The organism is Flavobacterium sp. GW823-FHT06G12 (genome assembly GCF_058794775.1).
In genome coordinates this window covers 1,463,618-1,487,429 of the sequence record NZ_JBXAHE010000001.1, presented here as the reverse complement: position 1 = coordinate 1,487,429, position 23,812 = coordinate 1,463,618, and the positions used below count along the sequence as shown (strand labels likewise).

Below are 23,812 nucleotides of genomic sequence, written 5' to 3'. Positions count from 1 at the left end.
ATATATACCAAATGCAATGCTTTTGATTAAAAAAAGTTTAAGATTTATAATCGTCAAACGCTTCTAGAATCAATTTATTTTCAACGGATTGGTTAATTTTTATTTTTCCGATTCCTTCAATCAATGCAAATTGAATTAAACCGTATTCATTTTTTTTGTCGTGAATTAACAATTCTAAGATCGGATCGATGTCTTTTTCCTCAAAAATTACATCATCATAGATATCTTTAATAACTGCTTTAATTTCTCTATATTCTTCTTCAGAGATTAATCCTTTTTGTAGCGAAATATAACTTTCCAAAATCATTCCAACAGCAATAGCTTCTCCGTGCAGTAAAGTTGTTTTTTCTTCACTTTCTAGAAAGTATCCTTCAATAGCGTGACCTAGCGTATGTCCGAAGTTTAGAGCTTTACGGATATTTTTCTCTGTTGGATCCTGAATAACGATTTCATTTTTAATTTCAACAGAACGATAAATCAATTGGTCTAATTCATCAAAAACAATTGATTTTAAATCTGAAAATTGTCTCCAATATGGCGCATCGTATATTAAACCGTGCTTTAGCATTTCTGCCAAACCAGAACGCATTTCGCTTTGAGGTAAAGTTTCTAGATATTGCGTATCAATTAAAACCATTTGCGGCACATTGATAACTCCGATCTGATTTTTAAGATTTCCTAAGTCAACACCTGTTTTTCCTCCAACAGAAGCATCAACCATAGATAATAATGTAGTTGGGATATTAATAAAGTCTACGCCTCTTTTAAAAGTAGAAGCAACAAAACCGCCTAAGTCTGTAACAACACCACCTCCTAAATTAATAATAAGCGATTTTCTATCAGCTCCAAGTTCTGTCAAGATATTCCAGATCTCAATACAGGTTTCTATATTTTTGTTTGCTTCTCCAGCTTCAAATTCTATGATTTCTATTGCTAAATCAGTTTCTAAAAGCGGAATAAATTTAGATAAGCAATATTCATTAGTCTGATCATCAACAATTATAAATATATTAGAATATTTACTTTCTCTTAAATGTTTATTTAAAGCTTCGTAAGCATTCTCATTAAAATGCACGAGATAATTATTGGCTTGAATAGATTGCATAGTTCTTTTAGTTAATTTAAAGCGCAAAAATAAGGCATTTTTACCTTAATAATATTCAAACTTTAAGGCTAATTTGTGTAAAATGCGGGTTTGCTTCTTTAAAATTAAGATAAAATTCTTTTAAGTAGTAAACATTTACTTCATAAATTTATGCTTTTGACATTCTTATTAACAATATACAAAAATTTGATGCCGTTTGATAAAGAATATTCAAAACACTCTCTATATTTGCATAAAAAATAAAACTTAATGGAAAAGATATTCGACAACACTCAAGTTGCGTTTTCACTAAAAAGCGACACAGAGCTTGATAGAGCTTATTTCCTTTTCAAAATGATTGACAGCGAACCTCTTGTAAGAATTGGTACAGCTGTAACTAATTTTGCAATTAAAGCTCATTTACCAGTAGAAGGATTAATTCGTGCAACTGTTTTTGACCATTTTTGTGGTGGTGTAAACGAAAATGACTGTCTTACTGTTGTAGACAAAATGTTTACAAAAGGAGTTTCTTCAGTTTTAGATTATTCTGTTGAAGGAAAAGAAGAAGAAGAGCAGTTTGATGCCGCTTTAGAAATGACTTTAAGAACAATCGATTTTGCTAAAGAACGTTTGGCAATTCCATTTGCAGTTTTTAAACCAACTGGTTTAGGCCGTTTCGAATTATATGAGAAATTAGGAGAAAAACAAACTCTTAACCCTGCAGAACAAGCAGAATGGGATAGAGTAGTAGCTCGTTTTGATAAAGTTTGCAGTGAAGCGCATAAAAAAGATGTAGCTTTATTAATTGACGGTGAGGAAAGCTGGATGCAGGATGCTGCTGATGATTTGGTTACCGACATGATGCGTAAATACAATAAAGAAAAAGCAATTGTATTTAATACTTTACAAATGTACCGTTGGGATCGTTTAGATTATTTGAAAAAAATTCACGAAGTTGCAAAAACTGAAGGTTTCTATATCGGAATGAAATTGGTTCGTGGCGCTTATATGGAAAAAGAAAACAAAAGAGCAGAAGAAAAAGGCTATGTTTCTCCAATTTGCGTTTCTAAAGAAGCTACAGATGTAAATTATGATAATGCTGTACAATATATGTTAGAGCATATTGACAAAATGGCCATTTTTGCAGGAACTCATAATGAATTAAGTTCATACAAATTAATGGAAATGATGGCAGAAAAAGGAATCGCTAAAAATGATTCTAGAATCTGGTTTGGACAATTATATGGAATGAGTGATAATATTAGTTATAACTTAGCAGAAAATGGTTATAACGATGCTAAATACTTACCATTTGGACCTGTAAAAGATGTTATGCCGTACTTAATTCGTCGTGCAGAAGAAAACACTTCGGTTGCTGGGCAAACAAGTCGCGAATTATCTATGATTAAAGCAGAACGCAAGAGAAGAAAAGGAAAATAATTTTTAGTTTTCAATTTTCTGTCTCAGTTTAGAGATAAAAAAAACTCCAATCTTTTTTGATTGGAGTTTTTTTTATCAATTGAGCGGAGTCTAGATCCTTTTATGAATTACTAAACTGTAAATTACTCAAGTTTTTATAAATTCCGTTTTCCAAGCTTATTAATTCTTGGTGCGTTCCTTCTTCTGAAATTTTTCCGTTGTCAAGAACTAGAATTTTATCTGCATTTCTAATTGTCGAAAGACGGTGAGCAATAATAATACTTGTTCTTCCTTCCATTAACACTTCTAAAGCTTCTTGAACAAGTTTTTCGCTTTCGCTATCTAAAGACGATGTAGCTTCATCCAAAATCAAAATACTTGGATTTTTAAGCAATGCTCTCGCAATTGCAATACGCTGACGCTGACCTCCAGAAAGTTTAACGCCTCGTTCTCCAACCAAAGTTTCGAATTTCTCAGGAAAACCATCCACAAAATTATAAGCGTTGGCTTGTTTTGCGGCTGTGATAATCTCTTCTTCAGTAGCATTCGGATTTCCGTAAGCAATATTTTCTCTAATTGTTCCTCCAAATAAAATTACGTCTTGAGGAACGATACTCATATTTCCGCGAAGATCTTCTAAATCATAATCCTGAATATTTTTACCATCAACTAATATTTGTCCAGAAGTTATGTCGTAAAAACGCAATAAAAGAGAAGAAATAGTAGATTTTCCTGCACCACTTGGTCCTACGATTGCAATTTTTTGTCCAAATTCAGCAGTAAAATTAACATCTTTTAAAACCTGAACTTCTTTTCTTGAAGGATAACTAAAAGCAACATTATTGAAAGAAACGTTTCCTTTAATTTTTTCAACTGCCGAAAGTCTTGGTTTAGCATTAATTTCTTCAGGAGTTTCTTCTAATAATTCAAAAACACGTTCTGTTGCACCAACTGCTTTTTGGATCTGCGCATACATTTCTGCAATTCCGCCAAAAGAAGCTCCAATAAAAGTAGTATACAATACAAACGAAATTAAATCACCAACACCTTCAACTTCTCCTTTAATTGTTAGTGTAATTCCGTACCAAACAACAGCAACAACACATCCGAAAAGGCAAAGTATAATAAATGAAGCGAAGTAACCTCTGTATTGACCACCTTTAATGGCAATTTTTACAATTTCTCTAATCTTGTTTTTATAGCGTTGAATTTCGTACCATTCGTTAGCAAATGCTTTTACATTACTAATCCCTTGTAATGTTTCTTCAACAATAACTTGACTTTCAGCAACTTTATCTTGTGTTTTTTTTCCGTATTTACGAATGAATCTTCCAAAGATTACAGCAGCAACCGCCACAACAGGTACAATTGCTAACATCATTAAAGTTAATTTTGGACTAATGCTTCCTAAAATTATAAAACCTCCAATAATTAGAATAAACTGACGTAAAAACTCTGCAATGGTCGTACTAAATGTATCTTGCAATTGCGAAATATCTGCGCTTATTCTACTATTAAGTTCTCCAACGCGTTTTTGCGAATAAAATGACATTGGTAATTTTATCAAATTCTCATATAAAGCAAAACGAATGTTTGAAAGCGAGTTTTCTGTAAAATTTACAAACAATGAAATTCTAAAAAAAGAGAAAATAGCCTGAAGTCCTAGAATTGCCATTAAACCAAGAGCTATTTCATTTGCTTTTGAAAGGTCTTTATTGGTAACACAATCTACTAACATTCCCATTAATTTAGGAAAGGCTAGGGCAGTGGCACTTGTTAAAAATAAGAATATCAAACCAAGGAAGAATTTCCATTTATGGTTTTTAGCATATTTAAAAATTCGGAGAGCTTTTTGAAGGGAGTTAGAGTTTAATTTAGCTTTAGGTAAATCATTTTCTTGAAATCTTGCCATTTGAATATACAATTAAGGTACGCAAAGGTATAACTATAGCAAATGATTACAAAAAGAATATCTTCATTTAGTCTCAAGGCATTCAATTTTTAACTAAATTTTAAAAAATAGACATTTTTACTCATTTTTAATTCATTGATAAATAGAATTCTAAAAATTTTATTAGATCTTTTTTTTACTTTTTTCAAAAAAAGACTTGGAAATATAAAATCTAGCTGTATATTTGCACTCGCAATCACAAACGATAGCAACCTAGTAAAATAGGGCGATTAGCTCAGCTGGTTCAGAGCACCTCGTTTACACCGAGGGGGTCGGGGGTTCGAACCCCTCATCGCCCACAAAACTCCTTAACTAATTAAGGAGTTTTTTTTTGATTTTCTTGAATGTAATGGTTTATGCTTTACACTCAAATTTTGGGGAGATACTCAAGCGGCCAACGAGGGCAGACTGTAAATCTGCTGTGTGAACTTCGCAGGTTCGAATCCTGCTCTCCCCACAAAAACAAAAAAGCCTGTAAATCTAAGAATATACAGGCTTTTATTTTTTTTTTATAAGCTTATTTTATTGTTATACTTCCACATTTAATTTCTTTATCTCTTAATTTACAATAGAAATTAAAATACTGATTTTTAAAACGAGTAAATTATAGAATAGTTCCTATATTTAAACGAAAAAAAACTTATTTAAGTTTTCAACTTCAATCTGAAATCTAAATCTTGAACACAAAAATTGGCAAAACAGAAATCTAACCTAAACTGGTATTTTATATTTACAGGAATTTTAATATTGTATTTAAGTTTATCCTATAATCTGACATCTAAAAAACCAGAGTTACAAGAAATTAGAGTAGAACTAAAAAATGATATCGCCAGTGCAAAGGGCAGAGGTACTTCTGATTATAAATTTTGGACAAAAACCTTTGAGAATCGATTTAATATCTTGAATGCAAGTGTATCTAAAGAAAAACAGGATGTTGTATCAAATTTAAAACAAGGCCAAAAGGTCGATTTATTAATTAAATCATCAGATTTTAAAAAACTTTCTGAAGGCAAAGAAGATGTAACTGTAATCGGGCTTAGTTTAAATGGAAATTCATTAATGACGCAAGATGAATTTTATCATAATCGAGAATTATACAAAATTCGACAAAGAACAACAGCGTTTTTTTTAGCCTTTATGTTATTTTTAAACGGTTTGACAAAAATTCCTCAGAAAGTGAATTATATTATCATTGGAGTTTTTATTGCTGTGATAATTATTATGCGATTTTTTGAAATAGGTATTTATTAAAATTATAAATGTTTTAAAAATAGTATAGACTTTAATTACTGATTGCTTTTTTCCTTTTAAAAACAAAATCATATTGATTGATTGTAGTTTTAAATGTTTCGGTTTCAAATTCATATATCGGTTTTTTATATATAAATTCATTGGTCTGAAAATGATAGTGATAAAAAAAGCCGTTTTTTATCTGAACATTCGTTTCAAGAACGGTTATCAAAAAAGTTTCTTTTGTGTTATAATCCATTACAGTTGTTAAACAGATAAATTTGTAAAGTTCATCATTAAACGGCTCAATTTTCAGTTCTATTTTAGAACCAACTGGCATCCAATCAGTCATATTGTAATTAATTCTTAACTGACCTGTTTCTTTAAGCGAAATCCAATCGCCAAGCAATTCGTCTGCACTTACAATGCTAAGCTCATAAAAGGTTTCGAATTTTAATCCGTTTAAAATTGCATTAAAAATATCTGTTACATAAATCTTATTTTCAAGTTGCTCATAGATTATTCGTCCAATTTTCTTGCGATCTTGATTTAAGAACAATTTTGATTGTAATACTTGATTAAGATCATTAGACACTAAATTAAATCTGTTAGAATTAATTGACTCAAATATTTTTATGAATAAAGCTTTGTTCTCCTGATTCAGAACGCTGTTTAAATTTAATTCGTTAAAACTGCCATATCTGAGTTTTTCATTAAATTCAGATAATAATGTATTGTATTCTGAAGGCAGTAATTCTTCAAATTCAGGATGGTTTAGCAATTCGAATAGAATGAAAAATACAAATTTTCGTTCGGTAAATGTCTGGTCAAATATTCTTAATATGTTCATTTTTAGATTTTATGAAAGCAAATAGTACTTGTGAATTTCTTTATTAAAAAAATGCATCAAAGCTTTCTTTTTTCGCTTTTTGATACTTTTCGATATCAGTATTTAAAAATCCGCTGTCTTTTAAAAATTGCAATGGATCTTTTAAATTCAATATATCATCTATTGCCTTTTGCTTGTCTTTTTGTTTATTAAAATAAGATTCAATTATTTTATATCCAATCCAATATCCTAAATCATTTGGTCTGTCATCTTTTTTTGAAGTTCCATACAACCAATCTTGATAATCGGTATTTTTTAATCTTGTTACAAATTCTTGGCACAATTTATCTTGATTTTGCGCTCCATATTTATACGAAAACTGATTAATTGATTCTCCAGAAATAAGTTCGCCAATAAAATCTGCACCACCTTCCATTAAACACCATTTTAAGAGCATGTCTTTACCAGTTATGTTTTGCTGATAATGTATTAGTTCGTGCGCAATTAAGCCCGAAATTCCATCTAGATTTTGAAGCTTTTCAATTCCAATAATAACTCCTTCAGGAGCAGAGGTTCCACCCGAATTAAATCTTCCGTAAACAAAATAAATAGGAGGGAATTTTGCTTTTGGATACCAATATTTTAATGAGCTGTAAATAGCTTTCACTCGCTTTTCTTTAGAAGAAAGACCATCTAAAACATTTCTCGAAGACTCGTAACCTACTTTTCTTTTTTTTACAACTGTAAAAAGAGAGTCAGCATTAATAATTCTGTTTTCAGTAAAAGCTTTAACTCCAGGAGAACCTTTTTGAATGTACTCCACAAATGGATTGTCTTTTGATTTGTCCATTTTGTCAAAAGCTATCCAGAAATTATCTGAATCTTTAGTTTCAAATACTGCATCTAAAGGATTGTCTGAGAAATTACTTTGTCCAAAAACAGGAACTTGAATGTAAATTATGGCAAATAGAATAATAAATTTAAGCTTCATGGGATTTCTTTAAAGGAGTTATCTGTATTTTTCTAAAATTAAACACATTAGAAAAATATTCTTTTTCTTTATCTTCTAGAATTAGCAAACCGTTACAATACGTTATTTCAAATCGGGCACTTTCTAGAAATAAATGTTTTAATCTATAATTATAATCGAGTTCTTTCTCAATCGCGCTAATGATGTTTACAGATTCTTCTTGCTCAATTTTAAACCATTCACCAATTTCTATTGTTTTTTTGATACTAAAAGGCAGTTCTACATCATCATATTTCCTTTTAAATAAACTCAAGCAAAAATGATAAACCGTTTCCTCTGGCACTAAAAGCATTTTTTCATCAAAATGCAGATTATACGTAATTCTAAAATTCGTTTCATCTTCGAGCTGAATGCTAATTTTATTTACTTCATTCACAAAAATGGTTGAATTCGAGAAAGTATCAGATTCGTGATTGAAACACTCTGATAAAATTTTTAAATTTTCGATAATTGGTTTATCCATTACGCAGGAAGATTGATTTTTCGGAGCACTTATTACAGCAAATTTTGGTTTGCTTTGATCTTATTTGTTTTTATCAAAATCATCGGGCCACAATCCAAATTTAACCATGTTACCACGATATTTTTCTAACTCTTTCTCTTTAACCAACTTTTTCCATTCTTCATTTTCCATAGATTTTTGATAAAAAGAGGATACTTTTTGTGATTTTGAATAATTATTAATCTCAATCCTTTTATTGATTCTAACTTTTTGATCGGAAGTTAAATTAACAGCAATCTGTTTCCACAAATCGGATATTGGATTTTTTTCAACAAGTTGAGCCAATAATTCTATTTCCTGATCATTCAGGTTTTTTGGAAAATCGTCCGGACTAAAATCTTTCATAAAATATTTCGTTTAATTCTCTATCGTTCATCAAAATATTCATAACCAGGACTCCCTAAATATCTTTTTCTAACGTCGGGTAATTCAAATCTGGTTTTTAAATTTATAAAACGTTTCTTTGCGTGGTAAAAGACTTGTATTTTAAATTTTCATCCTTAAAAATTAACGCTTTTATAGAAGTATTCATTGTAAAATAAGTAATACTTATAAAATCTCCAGTTTCGATTTTCTGATAGTCTCTTTCATAAATAGAAACATTTCTGTATTTCTCTTCAATTGGAGAATAAATTGTTATTTCATGAGAAATTGTATCCGAATCATAACCTTCATGAGTTACAATCTCTTTTTTTAAAACTTTCACATTTCCCTCTATCTTTTTTTGAAAAAACAAACCTCGTTTTCTTTCTAAAACCGTTATCAATGCTTGGATGGTAATATAGATCCAGAAACCAAAAACTACCAATATCATCAAAATTGCAAATCCTTTGTCTTCATTATCCTGCTTTTGTACGGCTAGATAAATTAGATAAATTGGCAGAACTATAGAAAAGAGAGCTAAAAGAACTAATAAAATATATCCTTTCTTCAATTTTCGTTTAAGAAATTTTATATCCTCAGTATTTAATTCTTTAATTTCTAGAATTTCTTGCATTGAATAACTTACTATTTATATACGCTAATATAAGCGAAATCCTCTTACTAATATTTTAATATTTATAAAATAAAGCTTCATGCAACTATTGCAGATTATCATAAAAAGCAATATATTACATTCAATCAAAATTAAAATTATGGAACAACAAAAAGACTGGTCAATAGATGAAATTCAGAATGTTTGGAAACTGGTTTCGAAACTTCATGACGGACAAAAATATGGTGGATTTAATGAAGGCGATAGAGTAGAATATCTTAATCATATTGGAAGTGTTGTTTTTGAAGTTCTAAATGCTCTTCGATTTACAGAAAACATGAATGCTGATCTAGCCATTAAATGTGCGATGCTTCATGATACGATAGAAGATACAGAAATAAAATACGAAAAAGTAATGGAACTGTTTGGAAATGATGTAGCTTCTGGAGTACTTGCTTTAACAAAAAACGATAAAATCGAAGATTCATCTGAAAAAATGATGGACAGTTTAAGAAGAATCAAACAACAGCCTAAAGAAGTTTGGGCAGTAAAGATGGCTGACAGAATTTCAAATCTATACCAACCGCCTTTTTATTGGAATGATGACAAAAAACTATATTACATTACTGAAGCAGAAATCATTCATAATGAACTAAAAGAAGGAAACGAATATTTAGCAAACCGATTGAAACTTAAAATAAATGAATATCATCGGTTTTTGAGTTCTAATCAAGTAATATAATAAAAAAACTCCTCAATTTGCTTGAGGAGTTTTATCTTACATGTTTATTCTTTTCCCAATTTCTTCTGCTATTAATTTTGCTGCAACTGGTGACCAATGAGTGTCGCCAAAATAATATATATCTTTTTTATTTCTCATATTTTTTGACAATAGCTCTTTTGAATCTATATAAATATAATTCTTATTAACCTTTTTTAAATTTTCAAAGAAAAGAGGTTTTACAAAATTTGTCTTATCTTCAATGTACGAATAATACATGTCATATTTATCGGGTGCTGGCAGTACAATTAATTTTACATTTTTCTGTTCAAGTTTCTTTGCTAAAAAATTCAATTTATTATTAAGACTTTCAACCTTTGCCATTGTATTATTTCTTTCTAGTGCATAAAGATCTAGATTATAGAAAAGTAATTTATTTGAATTATTACTAAATAAAATATCGTGATTAAGCTCAAGATTAAATACTTTATTATTTGACAAATAATTTTTTTTAAAGAAAAACTTTGGAAATGTAAAAGGAAATCTCAAAGTTGTTTTGGAAAATAATTCATAACCATAGTTTTGATATTTTCCATGGTGATTCTTAATTAAACTATCAATCTCATTAACATATATTTTTTTCTCAAAATCAGTATTTTCTGCGTTATAAATAATATTTCGTTCTATATTTTGAAGTATCACATAATCAATTTTATAGCTTGAAAAAAAATCTCCATTAATCAATTTGACGATGGTTTGAAATTGATTCTCTGTCCTGAAAGTGTCAGCATTTAATACGCTGAAATGGTCTGCAAGCATATTGTTATATCCAATAGATCCTCTATTAGAAAATGAATCTCCAATAGTTAAAATTTTAAACTTTTTATTTTGGGTTTTAGACAACAATTCAAATTTCACTTCACGATTTGAATCAAGTGCTTCCATATACCCCTTGTCAATATTGGGTATATAACCTAGGCGTAATAGATCAGGATTCTCTGTTTCCGAATAAAATGAAAAGGTCACTATATATAGAACAAAAAATGGTAAAGTAAATAGCAATGTTTTTAGAATAAACTTTTTCATAACTTAAAATTGAAAATATATGAATTCTGATTCCGTTCCTCCAAACCAAAAAACTAAAATGATTATTACATAATAGAAAGCGTATCTAAAAACCGGTTTCCATTTTAAACCTAAAGAAGCAATTGCATATTCTTTTTCTCTACCCAACCATTCTATAAACATAAATAATATTAATAGAATGAATAATGATGTAGGTCTAATCGTTGGAATAGAGAACAACGAGCTCGAAAATATTTGTGATATGTAATGAAATGCATCGCTTAAGCTTTCTGCTCTAAAAAATATCCATGCAAATACAGTCAAGCCAAATGTAATTGCAATAGAAAGAAAATCTTTAAAACTTGGAAGTATTTTTCCTTTTGCCACAATATCTATATTATTTCTATTGGTATTGAACAATATTGAAGGCATAATATACAAGGCATTTAATAAACCCCAGAATATAAAGGTCCAATTTGCACCATGCCAAAATCCGCTTACTATAAAAATGATAAAGACATTTCTAACTTTCATAAATATACTTCCTTTACTTCCTCCTAGCGGAATATAAAGATAATCTCGAAACCAACTTGAAAGCGAAATATGCCAACGGCGCCAGAATTCAGCTATATCACTTGAAAAGTAAGGAAAAGCAAAGTTTTTTAAAAGATCTATTCCGAAAAGACGAGCAGTTCCTAAAGCAATATCTGAATAACCTGAAAAGTCTCCATAAATTTGAAATGCAAAAAAGATTGCTCCAAGCACATGATCGCTTCCAGAATGACTTATCGAATTATTGAAAATTTCATTTGCATGCTTTGCACATTGATCGGCAATTACTATTTTCTTAAACAGTCCCCATAAAATTTGTCTTAAACCGTCAACAGCATTATTATAATTAAAAAATCGCTCTTTTTTTATCTGAGGAAGAAGGTGAGTTGCGCGTTCAATTGGCCCTGCAACCAATAACGGAAAAAAGCTAACAAATAAAGAATAATCAATGAAATTTTTCTCTGCTTTGATGCGACCTTTATAAATATCTATAACATAAGATAGACCATGAAATGTATAAAAAGAAATTCCGACAGGAAGAATAATCTTGAGCGTCCATAGATTGGTTTGCAAACCTGTATTTTTTAAAGCATCAGCTAAAGATTCTACAAAGAAATTATAATATTTAAATACGCCTAGAAAACCTAAATTGATTGATATGCTTAACCAGAACCAAAACTTTTTCATGTTTTGATTTTCTGTATCAGCCATTTTAATTCCAGTGAAATAATCTAATAAAGTCGAAAAAATAAGAAGAAATAAAAATCTATAATCCCAACAAGCGTAAAAAAAATAACTCGAAACCAGTAATAGAATATTTTGAAGTTTCAAATTTTCCTTGGCTAAATACCAATATAAAAGGAAGACAACCGGTAAAAAAAGGGCAAAATTTATAGAGTTAAAAAGCATGTGCTATTCTAGGTGTTTAATACATTTCTAATCTTAAAATATTTATAAAATATTTTTTGGCGAATATAGAAAACTAACTTTTAAAATTGCTTCAATCAGACTCTATTTTCATTTAAGATTTAAATAAAGATTTAGTCTTGCTTAAATATTCTCTTTAGTCAACCTATCCAATTCTTTCAACAGAGTAGGAAATCGAAATTCTCCCGCCATACTCTCTACTTTTTTATATGCTTCATCCAAATCAATTCCGATAGAGGTGATGTATAGCGGTTTCTTGCTGTCACCTCTAAAAAGTGCTTTTTTATTCTTTTCTATAGAAGCAAAATTGGTTTTCGCAACACCAATAATTGGAATTTCTTTATTTAGTTTTTCATACAAATAGCCGCCTAAACCATATTTGTTTTCATCGTTTAAATAAACAAATCCGTCAACTACAATAACATCAATAGTCGACAAATCAATTTGTTTTAATAAGCTCAAAATACAAGGTAGCTCTCTTTTATAGAACTCTCCAGGAATGTATTCTTCTACATTGTTTATGGTTTCAGAATGAATTTTAAAGTTTTTGTCTTCATTCCATTCTGCGAATTCAAGACAAATTGTTTTTGCTTTTTGGTCAAAATAATAAGTATCAAAAGCTAGGATCATATATTGTTTCTATAAAATATTTAGAGTTTAAAAATAGAAAAAACTGACAGAAACACGCTTTTATATATTCTTTTTTATAAAAAACTTTTAAATTCTAATTCCTAACTTAGCGGTAATCAATAAAAACTTAAGCTTATGAAAACTAAAATGATATGGGCCAACTTGGTTTCGAGCGATATACAGAAAACAATTCAATTTTACACCGCTCTCGGTTTTAAGCAAAACGGACAAGAGACGAAAGAATTGGTAAGTTTTGTTTTTGGAGAAAATGATTTTGTAATTAACTTTTTCACACCAAAAAGATTAGAAAATGCCATAAGAGGAAAACTCTCTAACACAGCTGTAGACAATGAAATTATATTTTCTTTGTCTGCAAGTAGTGTAGAGGAAGTTGATCTTTGGTACAATAAAATAAAAGAAATCAACGGAACCATTTTCTCAGAACCTGAAAATTTTGAAGTTGGTTATACCTTTGGTTTTTTAGATCCAGACGGGCATAAATTTAATTTTCTGTATTGGCCGGGAATGTAGTTTTTTTTGCCATATGGCAAATTCTCAATAAAAACTTATGCCTAACTTTCGTGTATGAAAGAATTAGTAAATTATATATTGCAATTTGGCAATTTAAATCAGCAACAGATTGATTTGATTTTAACGAAGGCCAAAGAAAAAGAAATCAAAAAAGAAGAATATTTTTCTGAAGCTGGAAAAATAGCTGCTGAAGTTGGCTTCATCATAGAAGGGATAATGCGTGTTTGCTACTACAATAACAAAGGCGAGGAAATCACAAAATACTTTATTGACGAAAATAATCTAGTGGTAGATTTAGAAAGTTTTGACAATAATATTTGCTCGTCTGCTTATGTACAAGCAGTTACAGATTCTAAAATTATTGTGTTTTCTAAAGCCAATTGGCAAGAATTACTAGACACAATTGTTGGTTGGGACACGATTGTGCATAAAATCATTTCGAAAGCATTAATTCAGAAAGTGGCTAGAAGAAGTCCCTTGGTTTCAGAAGATGCTACAACTCGTTATTTATCTTTTATGGAAATGTTTCCAAAAGTAATTAATCGAGTTCCGCTTTCGTATTTGGCTTCCTATCTCGGAATAACACAATCCTCTTTAAGCAGAATCAGAAAAAATATTCGTTAAAAATCGCTTTTTGCCATATGGCAAATGTTTTTGTTTTTAATCGGTGGAACTTTGCTTCAGATAATTTAAAAATATAAAAAATGAAAACAGTATTAATTACAGGTGCAAATAGGAGCATTGGTTTAGAAACTACTAAACAGCTTTCAGAAAAAGGATTATTTGTTTATTTAGGAACGCGTGATCTTGCAAAAGGAGAAGAAGTAGTAAAAGAATTGAACAAAAAAGGATTCCAAAACATTAAAGCGATTCAAATTGATGTTACCAATGCAGAAAGTGTTTTAGAAGCAAAAAACATCGTTGAAAAAGAAAAAGGTAAATTGGATATTCTGATTAATAATGCCGGAATTTTAGGAGATATTCCGCAAAGTCCTTCAGCAACTTCTATAGAAAACATTCAAAAAGTTTTTGACACGAATTTCTTCGGAGTGATAACTGTAACGCAGGCTTTTCTTGATTTGCTAAAAAGATCTGAAAATCCAAGAATTAGCAATATTACATCAGGACTTGGTTCTCTCACTTTACACAGTGATCCAACTTGGAAATATTATTCGATAAAAGCAATTTCATATGTCTCTTCTAAAACTGCTTTAAATGCATTTACAGTGACTTTAGCTTACGAATTAAAAGATCTTCCATTCAAAGTAAACTCAATTGATCCAGGTTACACAGCAACCGATTTTAATCATCACAATGGCCCCGGAAGTGTTGAAAGTGCAGCGAGTTTCATTATAAAACATACTTTATTGGATGAAAATGGACCAACTGGAAAATTCTTCAGCAACGATATTGAAGACGAAAGCGAGGAAAGTCCTTGGTAAAAAGTTAAAAACCTTCCAAAGTCATTGATTTTGGAAGGTTTTTAGCATTTTAATAACGATTCATCTTGTAGAAAAGTGGTAAATTTAGACCGTTATTAATTTTAAGAAACAAAACAATGTCTATTACAACCGAAGCAGAATTAGCAGGAATGAAAAAAATAAGTGAAGCTGTAGCTTTTACTTTAAAAGAAATGAGAAAATTTGCCAAACCTGGAATATCGACAAAAGAATTAGACGATTACGGAGGACAAATTTTAAATGATTTAGGAGCGAAATCTGCGCCATATTTAACTTACGGTTTTCCTGGTTGGACTTGCATTAGTGTTGACAATGAATTTTGCCACGGAATTCCTTCTGAAAAAAGAATTTTGCAAGAAGGTGATTTAATTAATATTGATGTTTCTGCTGAATTGGATGGATTTTGGTCAGATAACGGAGGTTCTTTTGTAATTGGTAATGATATAAATGAGCATCAAAAGTTAGTGGAAGCTTCTAGAGATATTTTGCATAAAGCCATTCACAATATAAAAGGTGGCGTTCGTATTTCTGATATTGGTTTTCTGATTGAAACAGAAGCTAAAAAACGTGGTTACAAAGTAATCAAAAACCTAACAGGGCATGGAGTAGGAAGAAGTCTTCATGAAGCGCCGCATGAAATTGCCAATTATAGAGACCGTTTTAATCAAACAAGATTTAAGAAGAATTCTGTTGTAGCAATTGAAACTTTCATTTCTACCAGTTCTACATATGCCGAAACCTTAAAAGATGGTTGGACAATGGTTGGAAACAAAGGCGGTTTTATGGCGCAACACGAACATACTATTGTGGTAACAGAAGGAAAGCCAATTATTTTAACAGAAATGAATGAAATTTGGAATTAAAATTCTATTTAAACAAAAAGCCTCTATTATTTCTAATAGAGGCTTTTTGTTTTATTAAATAATGCCATTTTGTTTGTTAAACGCTGTAATCAAATTTTTATTGGCTTCTATCATTTTCTGAAAATGAATCATATTGGAGTTAAATATTAAATCATAGTTTTCGTCTTTTGGTTTAAATTTATTTACTCCAAAAGCTACACTATTTGGCGGAATGTCTTTTGTAATAATAGAACCCGCACCAATAACCGAATTTTCTCCAATTACGATTGGTCCTAAAATTTTGGCACCATCGGCTATAATAACATTTTTAGCAATAATCGGGTTGCCAATATTCTCCCATTCCTTACTAATTTTATTGTATTTTAAATTTGCTCCGATAGATACGTTTTGAAATATGACAACATTCTCACAAATTTTAGCTGCTACAATAGTGCATCCACGGCCGTGATGTGCAAACAAAACGCTTTTGTCCATTTCCACACAGTTTATTTCGCAACAATAAAGTTTCTCTAGCAAATTGCTCGCAATTAGTTTTAAGAATTTATTTTTTGAATGGCAATTGATTTTAACTAATGTATTAAACATATGATTTTAAGTATTTTTAGATATTTGACATTTTAAAAGAATGTCTAATTAAATCCCATCATTCGTTAACTCAACGAGATTCCCAAAGCTCGATTTTATTGCCTTCAGCGTCCATAATATGAACAAATTTACCATAATCGTAAGTTTCTATATTGTCTAAAATTGTCACGCCATTTTCTTTTAATTGTTCCACCAAACCTTCAATGTTCTGCACACGATAATTGATCATAAAATCCTTTTTTGAAGGTAAAAAGTAATCATCTCCTTTTGGAAACGGACTCCATTGCAGCGAATTTATTTGGTCTGGATTATCTAAATCTCTCGAATCAAAGCTTGAAGAGCCCCACGCATTTATATCAAATCCTAGATTTTTAGCGTACCAATCTTTTGTTTCTTTTGGATTATCCGAATAAAAGAAGATGCCGCCAATTCCGATTACTTTAGGTGTTTTAGTATCTTGATTTTCCATAGAAATAACTTTTAAAAATTCCTTGACTTTTTGAAACTCTAAGGTATTAAATATTGTTTGTATTTTTATTCTAACAGCTTTTGATTTATATTTACATAACTGCATTTCTAGCAAAATGATACTACAATGAAAACAGAAAGAATTTACAAAATACTATTTTCTAGCGTTTATCCTTTATACATTCAAAAAGTCGAAAAAAAAGGAAGAACAAAAGAAGAATTAGATATCGCAATCAAATGGCTTACAGGATATAGTGACGAGCAAATTAAAGCACAAATTGAAAAGAAAGTAGATTTTGAAACCTTCTTTGCCGAAGCTCCAGAAATCAATCCGAATGCATCCAAAATCACTGGAGTTATCTGCGGATATCGAGTAGAAGAGATTGAAGATCCTTTAATTCAAAAAATACGATATCTAGATAAATTAATTGATGAAATTGCTAAAGGCAAAAAAATGGAAAAAATTTTAAGAGAATAAAAAAAGTCCTTCAAATTACTTGAAGGACTTTAATTTTTAAACTCTTAACAAACCACGAAAACCTCTCGCGGCATAATAAGAATCGGCACCATTATGATATACAAAAACAGTATTATATCTGAAATCTGAAAAAATTGCTCCTCCCAATTTTCGTATTTCTGATGGAGTTAAAATCCAGCTTGAAGTTTTGGCATCAAATTTTCCTAGCTTTTGCAAATCTTTATATTGTTCTTCATTTAAAATTTCTATTCCCATTTCTTGCGCCATATTTATAGCGCTGTCTGCTGGTTTGTGTTCTTTTCTTTTTTCCAACGCTTCATGATCATAGCAAATGCTTCTGCGTCCTTTTGGACTCTCTGCAGAACAATCTACAAACAAATATTCATCCGTTTTTTGATCATAGCCAACAACATCTGGTTCGCCTTCCGTTCTTTCCATTTCATCAAGCGACCATAACTTTGACGGATTGGACTTCAATTTGATTTCTATTTTTGACCAATCTAGATTTTCATGTCTACTTTTATTTTTCTCAAAACGTTTTTCAAGAATGCTTAAAAGTTCTTCTTGTTGGTTTGCTGTCAGTTGTTTTTTCATGATTTTGACTTTTTAGTTAGAAGTGCATCTTCTGCTTTCTGGTCTAAAATACCAAGAAACTACAGTAAGAACAATTAATAATATTGGTCCGAAAAGTGTTGAAGCATCTTCTTTTACAGCCAAATGCGAGACAACAGCTCCAGACATCGCAAAAAAGAAGCCAGCATAAGCCCATTCTTTCAATAAACCAAATTTAGGAATCAAAATAGCAATTACACCCAAAAGTTTCCAAACCCCTAAAAGAGTCAAGAAATAAAGTGGATAACCCAAACGCTGTATCATTTCAGCTTCTTCTTTCATTGGTATAAGCTGTACGATTCCTGTAGAAGTCATTCCTAAAGCCAGCCAAAGTGTGGCAATCCAATAAATAATTTTATTACGTTTTGTCATGATTACTTTATTTAAGTTTAGTTACAATTTCTTCTAATCTATTATGCGCCATATTTAATCCTTGCGCAAATGGCATTTTTAATTGTGTGGCTCTATGCTCAATTGATTTGTAAATAATCTGCATCGTTAATCTACTGGTATCATCTGTTAGTTTTTCAAACTCTAAAAACTCCAATTGAGGTGCAAAATTGATATTTTCCATTTCAAACGTGCGTACTATTTTTTGATTTGGAACAAAATCATGAATCACGCCATTAGCTTTAAAAACTACATTACCGTTGGCATCACTAGTTTCAAACTCCCATCCGCCATATTTTTTATTTTCAAGCTTCAAAACTTTTGTTCCCATCCATTGCGCTACAATTTCAGGATCTTCATAAGCTTTAAATAATAATTCTACAGGCAAATCAAATTCTCTTGTAATTACAAGATCGTGTCGGTCGTCTTCAGCATGAATTTTGGTTTTCTTTTCCATGGTTTATTTTTTATAGTTTTTCATAATTGATTCTAACTTATTAAAACGATCATCCCACATTTTTCTAAATGGCTCGATGAATTTGTCAATTTCTTTCATTTTTTCTGGATTTAAATGATAATAAATTTCTCTACCGTTTTGTGTTTGATGCAATAATTCACATTCGCTTAGAATTTGAATATGCTTTGAAATCGTCTGTCTTGACGAATTAAAATTCTCGGCAATTGCCCCAGGAGTCATAGCCTGAATGGCAACCAAACTTAAAATAGCTCTTCGAGTAGGATCGGCTATTGCTTGAAAAACGTCTCTTCTAATTTCCATTACGCAGTTATTTGACTGCAAATATAATGAAGTCATTTGACTGCGCAATATTTTTTTTGATTTATTTTCAAAAAACAAATCCTTCAAACTTTTCAATTTGAAGGATTTAACTATATTTTTGATTAACTTTAATCAAATCCTGCAAACTGAAAAGGCTTTGTTTCCTTGAAATTTAGTAGTGAATCGCCTGCATAATTCTCATTATTGGCCAAACTTAACTTCTTGATTTTCCCTTTTTCACTAAAATCAATTTTACTGAATTCAACCCAAATCACATTTGGATTCAGAACATTATCAAAATAATAAACCAAGTTTTTTTGATCTGCAACTGTTCTCCAGCGAGTAGAGGAGATGTTCGGTTCGGTTTCAGACGAAATTCCTAGCGGAACAGAACAGTTTCTAATTACTCCAAAAACACTTGCCAAAGCTGTTCTAGTGTTATCTGTTTTCGGAATGGCATCGATATAATAAGAAGCTCTTACAAAGCGATCAGCCGCACGATTGGTTCCAGGAAGCATAATAGTGCCAGGAATTCCTTTCCAATACGCGTTAATTGCCAATTGCTGATCAAAAATTGGAGAATTAGTCATCGTTACATACTTCCTGTCATGATGAATAACCAGTTTGCCATTTATATATTCGAAAATAGCATTGTCTCCACTAGAATCAGAAATAGATAAATGTACAGTAGCAAAAATGTTAGTTCCTGGAATATGAGAAGAAGCAATCACAAAATCGTTCTTTTCTAATGCTGATACCGTTTCTTCAACTGTCGAAAAATTATCTAAAACATATTGGAGCCATAACGAAACCGCCAAACCTTTTACTTTTCCATTTTTTTCAAATGCAGGATATTGCGATTCTACAAGCCACAAAAGATTGCCTACAAGTCCTTTTTCGTTCATTCCATCAGAAGAGGCAATATCCCACGAACTTGTAATTACACTTCCATATTTAGATTTCCATTTGATAGAACTGGTTCCAACTTCTCCGGCTCTTTCAATTCCACGAGGAAAGATCCACAAATTGGCCGGAATTTCACCTTTCCAATCCATAGAACGTGCAGTAATAATTGTTCCGTTTAAGCCTTCATAAACGACTCTCGTACAAGGCAAGACAGTTTCAGTTATTAATAATGTAAAAGCAAGTAGGGCAGGAAGAATTCTGTTTTTTAGTTTCATAAATTTAGACATTTAATTAAACGTTAAGTTCTGATTTTCAAAAATATACTTATAGAATAAATAGCTAAAAGATAAGCTTCTCTGCAATTTACAGATTATTTCGTAAAAAATTGGCTATAAAATAATAGTTTTTTTCACCCTAAAAAAGTAGTTATTACTTGATCTCTAAAGAGTTTTATTTGATTTGAAATTAAAAAAGCGCCAGAATTATTCTGACGCTTTTTTTTGCTTTTAAAGCGAGATCGTTTTTTCAATATTAATCTGTTCCAAAAATGCTTGATCGTGCGAGATTACAATCAATGTTCCCTGATATTCATTAATTGCTGCGGTAAGAATTTCAATATTCTGTATGTCTAAATTATTTGTTGGTTCATCTAAAATTATAATTTCAGGCGATTCGTTGCTAATCGTTAAACAGCATAACATTAAGCGCATTCTTTCGCCACCGCTCAGCGCATTGCATGGTTTGTCCCAATCATTTCTAGAAAACAAAAAGCGATTCAATCTCATTTTGATTTCATGCTCTTCTAAACCGTAATCATTGAAAACCTGCGCTTGTTCGTAAATTTTAAGATTTTGGTTTAATAAAGAATAATCCTGGTCTATATAAATTGCTTTTTTATCCAAACAAGTTATTTGTCCTTTGGTTGGATTTAATTCTCTAAGAATAATTTTAATTAAAGTTGTTTTTCCAGAGCCATTTAATCCTTTTACAGCCAAACGATCTCCTGACAGAATTTCAAAATTTAGATTTTCATTCCAAAGATTCCTCTCACCATAATTGTAATTGATTTCTGAAGCCTTAAAAAGAATTTTTCCTTTAAGAAAAGAAGAATTATTAAAACCAAATTTCATTTGATCTATTGCAGGAAGTGATGATCGAAGTTGTCGCAAATCTTCAGAAATACCATTAATTTTCTCAGCATGAACATCTTTAATCTTAGAACTGCTATTTTCGGCTTTATTTCTGAGCGTATTCATCATAATTCTAGCAACACCCGATTTCTCTTGTTTCTTTTTTCCTCTCGAATCTAGTTTATTTTGACGTTCAATACTTTCTCGTTCTTTTTCTTTGGCTTTTTTCAATGCCTTTTCCTTGCTTTGAACATCTTGTTCTAAGGCATTATTTTCAACTTTTTTCTGTTCGCTATAAAAATCATAATTCCCTCCATAAACAGAAATTTCATTTTTGGTCATTTCCAGCGTCTTATTCAAAAGATTGAGCAATGTTCTGTCGTGACTGACAATAAGTAATGTACTAGAGGTAGATTTTATAAAATCATATAGTAACGTTCTGCTGGCAAAATCTAGATGATTACTAGGCTCATCTAATAAAACCAAGTCGGGTTGATGAATCATTATTCCGGCTAGAAAGACTTTTGTTTTTTGTCCGCCGCTTAAAGTTTCCATTTTCTGGTTCAAATCCAAATCATGCAATTGCCAATAAGACAGAGCTTCATTACAGCGTTCTTCAATCGTCCAGTCGTCATCTAACAATTGAAGATTTTCTTCAGTCACAGTGCCTTCAAGTATTTCTTTAAGTGAATTTATTTTTTCCTTTATGTGCAAAGCTTCAGCAACCGTAAAATCGTTAAACTGACCAAACAATTGTGGAACAAAATAGGGCTTAGAATTCTGAATTGTCTGTCCTGAAAAAGGCTGTAATTCACCAGCAATAATTTTTAAAAGTGTAGATTTTCCAACACCATTATTTCCAACCAAAGCGGTTTTATCGTGATCGTTTAGCGTAAAGCTAATGTTTTGAAACAGCATGTCTTTATTCTCATGCTGATATGAGATATTTTGAAGAATAAGCATAATTCCTTTCTTTTAAAGATAAATAATCTAGCAGCCACAAAGTTGTGGTCGCTTACTACATTTTCCTGAAAGAAATTATTTTTCACATATGCCAGTGCTTATTTTAAGAAGTGCAAAGATATTTATTTTAACTTTAAAAATCAAAAAACCATTCTTTACAATTGTAGCGAATGGTTTTTTGTACTGAATTACGTTGTAATTCTTATTTAAATTTTATCAAATGTTAGTTTGGCTTCTTTGGTGTCTAAAATTAACTTATCATCTGTTATAGTACTTTCACAAACGTAAGGCGTGCCAACTTCGTCTTTTATAACTAGTTTTTTACCTTTTTCTGTTAGCGCATAAGTTCCGTCTGTGATTTCACGAAGCAAATATCCTGTTACATGCCCATCTTCAGTAAAAGTAAGCATACCGTTGGTTAAAATTGCGTTTTTTGTAGAATCAGAAACAGTTTCTTTTGGTTCTACAGCAGTAACTTTCCATGAATTCACAAGCTTGTCTCTTTTACGATGGCATGAAACAATTAATACGACGACAGCAATGGCAATTACGAGGGTAAATAATTTAGAGTTTTTCATGATTTTGTGATTAAAAGTTAAACAGGAAAAAGTTACAAAAAAAAATAACATTAAAATATTCGGAATCAAATATTTATAAAGATTTTTTTTACTTCTTAAATCGAATAGCTTTTAATTTGAAAAGTCTTTGTTTTTGGGACTTTTACTGATAACCAACCACTTAAGTATTGACTATTGTAGCAATAAAAAATTAGAAAATAGACACTTTGAGACAGGTTAATTAAGAGTCAAAGCTCCCAAAATTTCCTCATACATAAAAGGGCCACCAGGATAAGTTGCAGTATAATCTAGATTCATCCAGACTTGTCCGCGTTCGTCTATGTGGTAGTGTAATTTTTTGCCGTAGCTTTCTTTTACAAAAAGAACATTTTTGATCAAATAATTGACTTTTTCGAGATCAATCATTGAACCAATTAAAATTTCGGGATAAATATGTCCTTTGGTATGAATAAGGCGAGGAGTTCCGCCAATTGCTCGTACAGCTGCCGCCATCAAAATAGAGTGATCATCGCAATCGCCTGAGAAATATTCAAGAGATTCGCTGGCAGTTGCGATGTAATCACCTTCTTTTGGATCGTTTACATAATTCCATCTGCTGTTTATTTCTTTAAAAACAGCAAAACACTGAATTATAGTTCGATAATCTGAATAGCCTCTAATCTTTTTAAAATGCTTTGTGGTTGCCATAATGGCAAAATTTCGCACTTTAGGATTTTGGTATTCTATAGCATTTATAATCTTTGATTTATTAGGAAACGGAAGCAGTTTTGCTACAATAATGTCCTGCGGATAAGGATTATCAGACATGGTGTAAATCATAGAATTGTAATCTTCTGAGATTTCGCTAAAACCATAATTTCCAATAACCGATCCGTAAAATAGAATTATCAAGTAAACGGCAACACATAAAATAATTATTGTTCTGAGATACATCAGAAGAAAAAATATGGCTGCAAAAACAAAAATAAAGATGAATACGCGATCGAGATTGAACGCCCATTCTAAATCTATTAAATTTTGATGCAGAATGATGAAAATCGGAATTGTAATTAAAAGACTTAAAATCGAAATAATAATCCTGTCCCACGGTGATTTCACCTGTAGCTTGGATTTTAAATACGGTAAGTCAATTTTAGGGAATTTCATCATACGAA

The 23,812-nt window shown here is 30.8% G+C and carries 28 protein-coding genes and 2 tRNA genes; 10 read left to right on the top strand and 20 right to left on the bottom strand.

The genetic code is table 11. The features are described from left to right. Positions 1 to 37: 37 nt before the first annotated feature. Positions 38 to 1,105, bottom strand: coding sequence for a 3-dehydroquinate synthase (gene aroB / locus AC1Q5Z_RS06415; RefSeq protein WP_198855621.1), 1,068 nt, complete (start codon positions 1,103 to 1,105; stop codon positions 38 to 40). A gap of 249 nt (positions 1,106 to 1,354) precedes the next feature. Here aroB and AC1Q5Z_RS06410 point away from each other — a divergent pair, with 249 nt between their 5' ends. Further along, positions 1,355 to 2,524, top strand: a complete 1,170-nt coding sequence (locus tag AC1Q5Z_RS06410) for a proline dehydrogenase family protein (protein WP_198855622.1) — start codon at positions 1,355 to 1,357, stop codon at positions 2,522 to 2,524. Between the two features lie 100 nt (positions 2,525 to 2,624). Here the strand turns inward: AC1Q5Z_RS06410 and AC1Q5Z_RS06405 are convergent, their stop codons facing one another. Then, positions 2,625 to 4,415: an ABC transporter ATP-binding protein gene (locus tag AC1Q5Z_RS06405; protein WP_343586818.1), complete on the bottom strand. Its 1,791-nt coding sequence runs from the start codon at positions 4,413 to 4,415 to the stop codon at positions 2,625 to 2,627. A gap of 263 nt (positions 4,416 to 4,678) precedes the next feature. Between AC1Q5Z_RS06405 and AC1Q5Z_RS06400 the strand changes: the two genes are divergently transcribed. From AC1Q5Z_RS06400 to AC1Q5Z_RS06390, 3 genes are all read left to right on the top strand, one after another. Next, a tRNA-Val gene (locus AC1Q5Z_RS06400) sits at positions 4,679 to 4,753 on the top strand. A 77-nt stretch (positions 4,754 to 4,830) separates the two neighbouring features. Next, a tRNA-Tyr gene (locus AC1Q5Z_RS06395) sits at positions 4,831 to 4,911 on the top strand. A gap of 233 nt (positions 4,912 to 5,144) precedes the next feature. After that, positions 5,145 to 5,705, top strand: coding sequence for a hypothetical protein (locus AC1Q5Z_RS06390; RefSeq protein ID WP_492444079.1), 561 nt, complete (start codon positions 5,145 to 5,147; stop codon positions 5,703 to 5,705). Between the two features lie 31 nt (positions 5,706 to 5,736). Here the strand turns inward: AC1Q5Z_RS06390 and AC1Q5Z_RS06385 are convergent, their stop codons facing one another. From AC1Q5Z_RS06385 to AC1Q5Z_RS06365, 5 genes are all read right to left on the bottom strand, one after another. Further along, complete coding sequence (locus tag AC1Q5Z_RS06385) at positions 5,737 to 6,534, bottom strand: hypothetical protein (protein ID WP_343586813.1); 798 nt, start codon at positions 6,532 to 6,534, stop codon at positions 5,737 to 5,739. Between the two features lie 43 nt (positions 6,535 to 6,577). Then, complete coding sequence (locus AC1Q5Z_RS06380; RefSeq protein WP_492444078.1) at positions 6,578 to 7,504, bottom strand: DUF2268 domain-containing putative Zn-dependent protease; 927 nt, start codon at positions 7,502 to 7,504, stop codon at positions 6,578 to 6,580. Next, on the bottom strand, positions 7,494 to 8,006 hold the full coding sequence (locus AC1Q5Z_RS06375) for a hypothetical protein (RefSeq protein WP_492444077.1): 513 nt from the start codon (positions 8,004 to 8,006) through the stop codon (positions 7,494 to 7,496). The genes AC1Q5Z_RS06380 and AC1Q5Z_RS06375 overlap by 11 nt, the downstream gene beginning before the upstream one ends. A gap of 60 nt (positions 8,007 to 8,066) precedes the next feature. After that, positions 8,067 to 8,390, bottom strand: coding sequence for a hypothetical protein (locus AC1Q5Z_RS06370; protein WP_343586805.1), 324 nt, complete (start codon positions 8,388 to 8,390; stop codon positions 8,067 to 8,069). A 103-nt stretch (positions 8,391 to 8,493) separates the two neighbouring features. Then, positions 8,494 to 9,042, bottom strand: coding sequence for a hypothetical protein (locus AC1Q5Z_RS06365; RefSeq protein ID WP_343586803.1), 549 nt, complete (start codon positions 9,040 to 9,042; stop codon positions 8,494 to 8,496). 139 nt (positions 9,043 to 9,181) lie between these two features. Between AC1Q5Z_RS06365 and AC1Q5Z_RS06360 the strand changes: the two genes are divergently transcribed. Beyond that, positions 9,182 to 9,763, top strand: coding sequence for a bifunctional (p)ppGpp synthetase/guanosine-3',5'-bis(diphosphate) 3'-pyrophosphohydrolase (locus AC1Q5Z_RS06360; RefSeq protein WP_492444076.1), 582 nt, complete (start codon positions 9,182 to 9,184; stop codon positions 9,761 to 9,763). Positions 9,764 to 9,799: 36 nt separating this feature from the next. Here the strand turns inward: AC1Q5Z_RS06360 and AC1Q5Z_RS06355 are convergent, their stop codons facing one another. The 3 genes from AC1Q5Z_RS06355 to AC1Q5Z_RS06345 all read right to left on the bottom strand — a co-directional run bounded on the left by AC1Q5Z_RS06355 (position 9,800) and on the right by AC1Q5Z_RS06345 (position 12,916). Then, positions 9,800 to 10,687: an alginate O-acetyltransferase AlgX-related protein gene (locus AC1Q5Z_RS06355; protein ID WP_343586799.1), complete on the bottom strand. Its 888-nt coding sequence runs from the start codon at positions 10,685 to 10,687 to the stop codon at positions 9,800 to 9,802. Positions 10,688 to 10,831: 144 nt separating this feature from the next. Further along, entirely contained in the window at positions 10,832 to 12,268 is a 1,437-nt protein-coding gene (locus tag AC1Q5Z_RS06350; RefSeq protein ID WP_492444075.1) for an MBOAT family O-acyltransferase, read from the bottom strand. A gap of 141 nt (positions 12,269 to 12,409) precedes the next feature. Next, positions 12,410 to 12,916 carry an endonuclease V gene (locus tag AC1Q5Z_RS06345; RefSeq protein ID WP_343586795.1) on the bottom strand — a complete coding sequence of 169 codons (507 nt, stop codon included), beginning with the start codon at positions 12,914 to 12,916 and terminating at the stop codon, positions 12,410 to 12,412. 135 nt (positions 12,917 to 13,051) lie between these two features. Between AC1Q5Z_RS06345 and AC1Q5Z_RS06340 the strand changes: the two genes are divergently transcribed. From AC1Q5Z_RS06340 to map, 4 genes are all read left to right on the top strand, one after another. Continuing rightward, positions 13,052 to 13,447 carry a VOC family protein gene (locus AC1Q5Z_RS06340; protein WP_343586793.1) on the top strand — a complete coding sequence of 132 codons (396 nt, stop codon included), beginning with the start codon at positions 13,052 to 13,054 and terminating at the stop codon, positions 13,445 to 13,447. 54 nt (positions 13,448 to 13,501) lie between these two features. Further along, positions 13,502 to 14,071 (top strand): Crp/Fnr family transcriptional regulator, encoded by a 570-nt coding sequence (locus AC1Q5Z_RS06335; RefSeq protein WP_492444074.1) that lies wholly within the window; start codon positions 13,502 to 13,504, stop codon positions 14,069 to 14,071. 80 nt (positions 14,072 to 14,151) lie between these two features. Beyond that, complete coding sequence (locus tag AC1Q5Z_RS06330; RefSeq protein ID WP_343586789.1) at positions 14,152 to 14,889, top strand: SDR family oxidoreductase; 738 nt, start codon at positions 14,152 to 14,154, stop codon at positions 14,887 to 14,889. 116 nt (positions 14,890 to 15,005) lie between these two features. Further along, entirely contained in the window at positions 15,006 to 15,770 is a 765-nt protein-coding gene (gene map / locus AC1Q5Z_RS06325; RefSeq protein WP_198855639.1) for a type I methionyl aminopeptidase, read from the top strand. A gap of 54 nt (positions 15,771 to 15,824) precedes the next feature. On the opposite strand, the gene AC1Q5Z_RS06320 is transcribed toward map, so the two are convergent. Further along, on the bottom strand, positions 15,825 to 16,244 hold the full coding sequence (locus AC1Q5Z_RS06320) for a serine O-acetyltransferase (RefSeq protein WP_492444073.1): 420 nt from the start codon (positions 16,242 to 16,244) through the stop codon (positions 15,825 to 15,827). A gap of 181 nt (positions 16,245 to 16,425) precedes the next feature. Then, entirely contained in the window at positions 16,426 to 16,824 is a 399-nt protein-coding gene (locus AC1Q5Z_RS06315; RefSeq protein ID WP_343586782.1) for a VOC family protein, read from the bottom strand. A gap of 126 nt (positions 16,825 to 16,950) precedes the next feature. Between AC1Q5Z_RS06315 and AC1Q5Z_RS06310 the strand changes: the two genes are divergently transcribed. Then, on the top strand, positions 16,951 to 17,301 hold the full coding sequence (locus AC1Q5Z_RS06310) for a DUF2200 domain-containing protein (RefSeq protein WP_343586779.1): 351 nt from the start codon (positions 16,951 to 16,953) through the stop codon (positions 17,299 to 17,301). A 36-nt stretch (positions 17,302 to 17,337) separates the two neighbouring features. Here AC1Q5Z_RS06310 and AC1Q5Z_RS06305 read toward each other — a convergent pair whose 3' ends face one another. The 8 genes from AC1Q5Z_RS06305 to AC1Q5Z_RS06270 form a co-directional block, all read right to left on the bottom strand. Beyond that, positions 17,338 to 17,895: a DUF4256 domain-containing protein gene (locus AC1Q5Z_RS06305; protein WP_343586777.1), complete on the bottom strand. Its 558-nt coding sequence runs from the start codon at positions 17,893 to 17,895 to the stop codon at positions 17,338 to 17,340. Positions 17,896 to 17,907: 12 nt separating this feature from the next. Beyond that, positions 17,908 to 18,285 carry a DoxX family protein gene (locus tag AC1Q5Z_RS06300; RefSeq protein ID WP_198855644.1) on the bottom strand — a complete coding sequence of 126 codons (378 nt, stop codon included), beginning with the start codon at positions 18,283 to 18,285 and terminating at the stop codon, positions 17,908 to 17,910. 7 nt (positions 18,286 to 18,292) lie between these two features. Further along, positions 18,293 to 18,760: an SRPBCC domain-containing protein gene (locus AC1Q5Z_RS06295; protein ID WP_278021657.1), complete on the bottom strand. Its 468-nt coding sequence runs from the start codon at positions 18,758 to 18,760 to the stop codon at positions 18,293 to 18,295. Between the two features lie 3 nt (positions 18,761 to 18,763). After that, positions 18,764 to 19,081: an ArsR/SmtB family transcription factor gene (locus AC1Q5Z_RS06290; protein WP_198855646.1), complete on the bottom strand. Its 318-nt coding sequence runs from the start codon at positions 19,079 to 19,081 to the stop codon at positions 18,764 to 18,766. Positions 19,082 to 19,209: 128 nt separating this feature from the next. Then, complete coding sequence (locus tag AC1Q5Z_RS06285) at positions 19,210 to 20,262, bottom strand: linear amide C-N hydrolase (protein ID WP_492444072.1); 1,053 nt, start codon at positions 20,260 to 20,262, stop codon at positions 19,210 to 19,212. A gap of 231 nt (positions 20,263 to 20,493) precedes the next feature. Continuing rightward, entirely contained in the window at positions 20,494 to 22,080 is a 1,587-nt protein-coding gene (gene abc-f, locus AC1Q5Z_RS06280) for a ribosomal protection-like ABC-F family protein (protein WP_492444071.1), read from the bottom strand. A 206-nt stretch (positions 22,081 to 22,286) separates the two neighbouring features. Further along, complete coding sequence (locus AC1Q5Z_RS06275; protein WP_233074056.1) at positions 22,287 to 22,658, bottom strand: hypothetical protein; 372 nt, start codon at positions 22,656 to 22,658, stop codon at positions 22,287 to 22,289. A gap of 216 nt (positions 22,659 to 22,874) precedes the next feature. After that, entirely contained in the window at positions 22,875 to 23,807 is a 933-nt protein-coding gene (locus AC1Q5Z_RS06270) for a transglutaminase-like domain-containing protein (protein ID WP_198855651.1), read from the bottom strand. Positions 23,808 to 23,812: the final 5 nt, after the last annotated feature.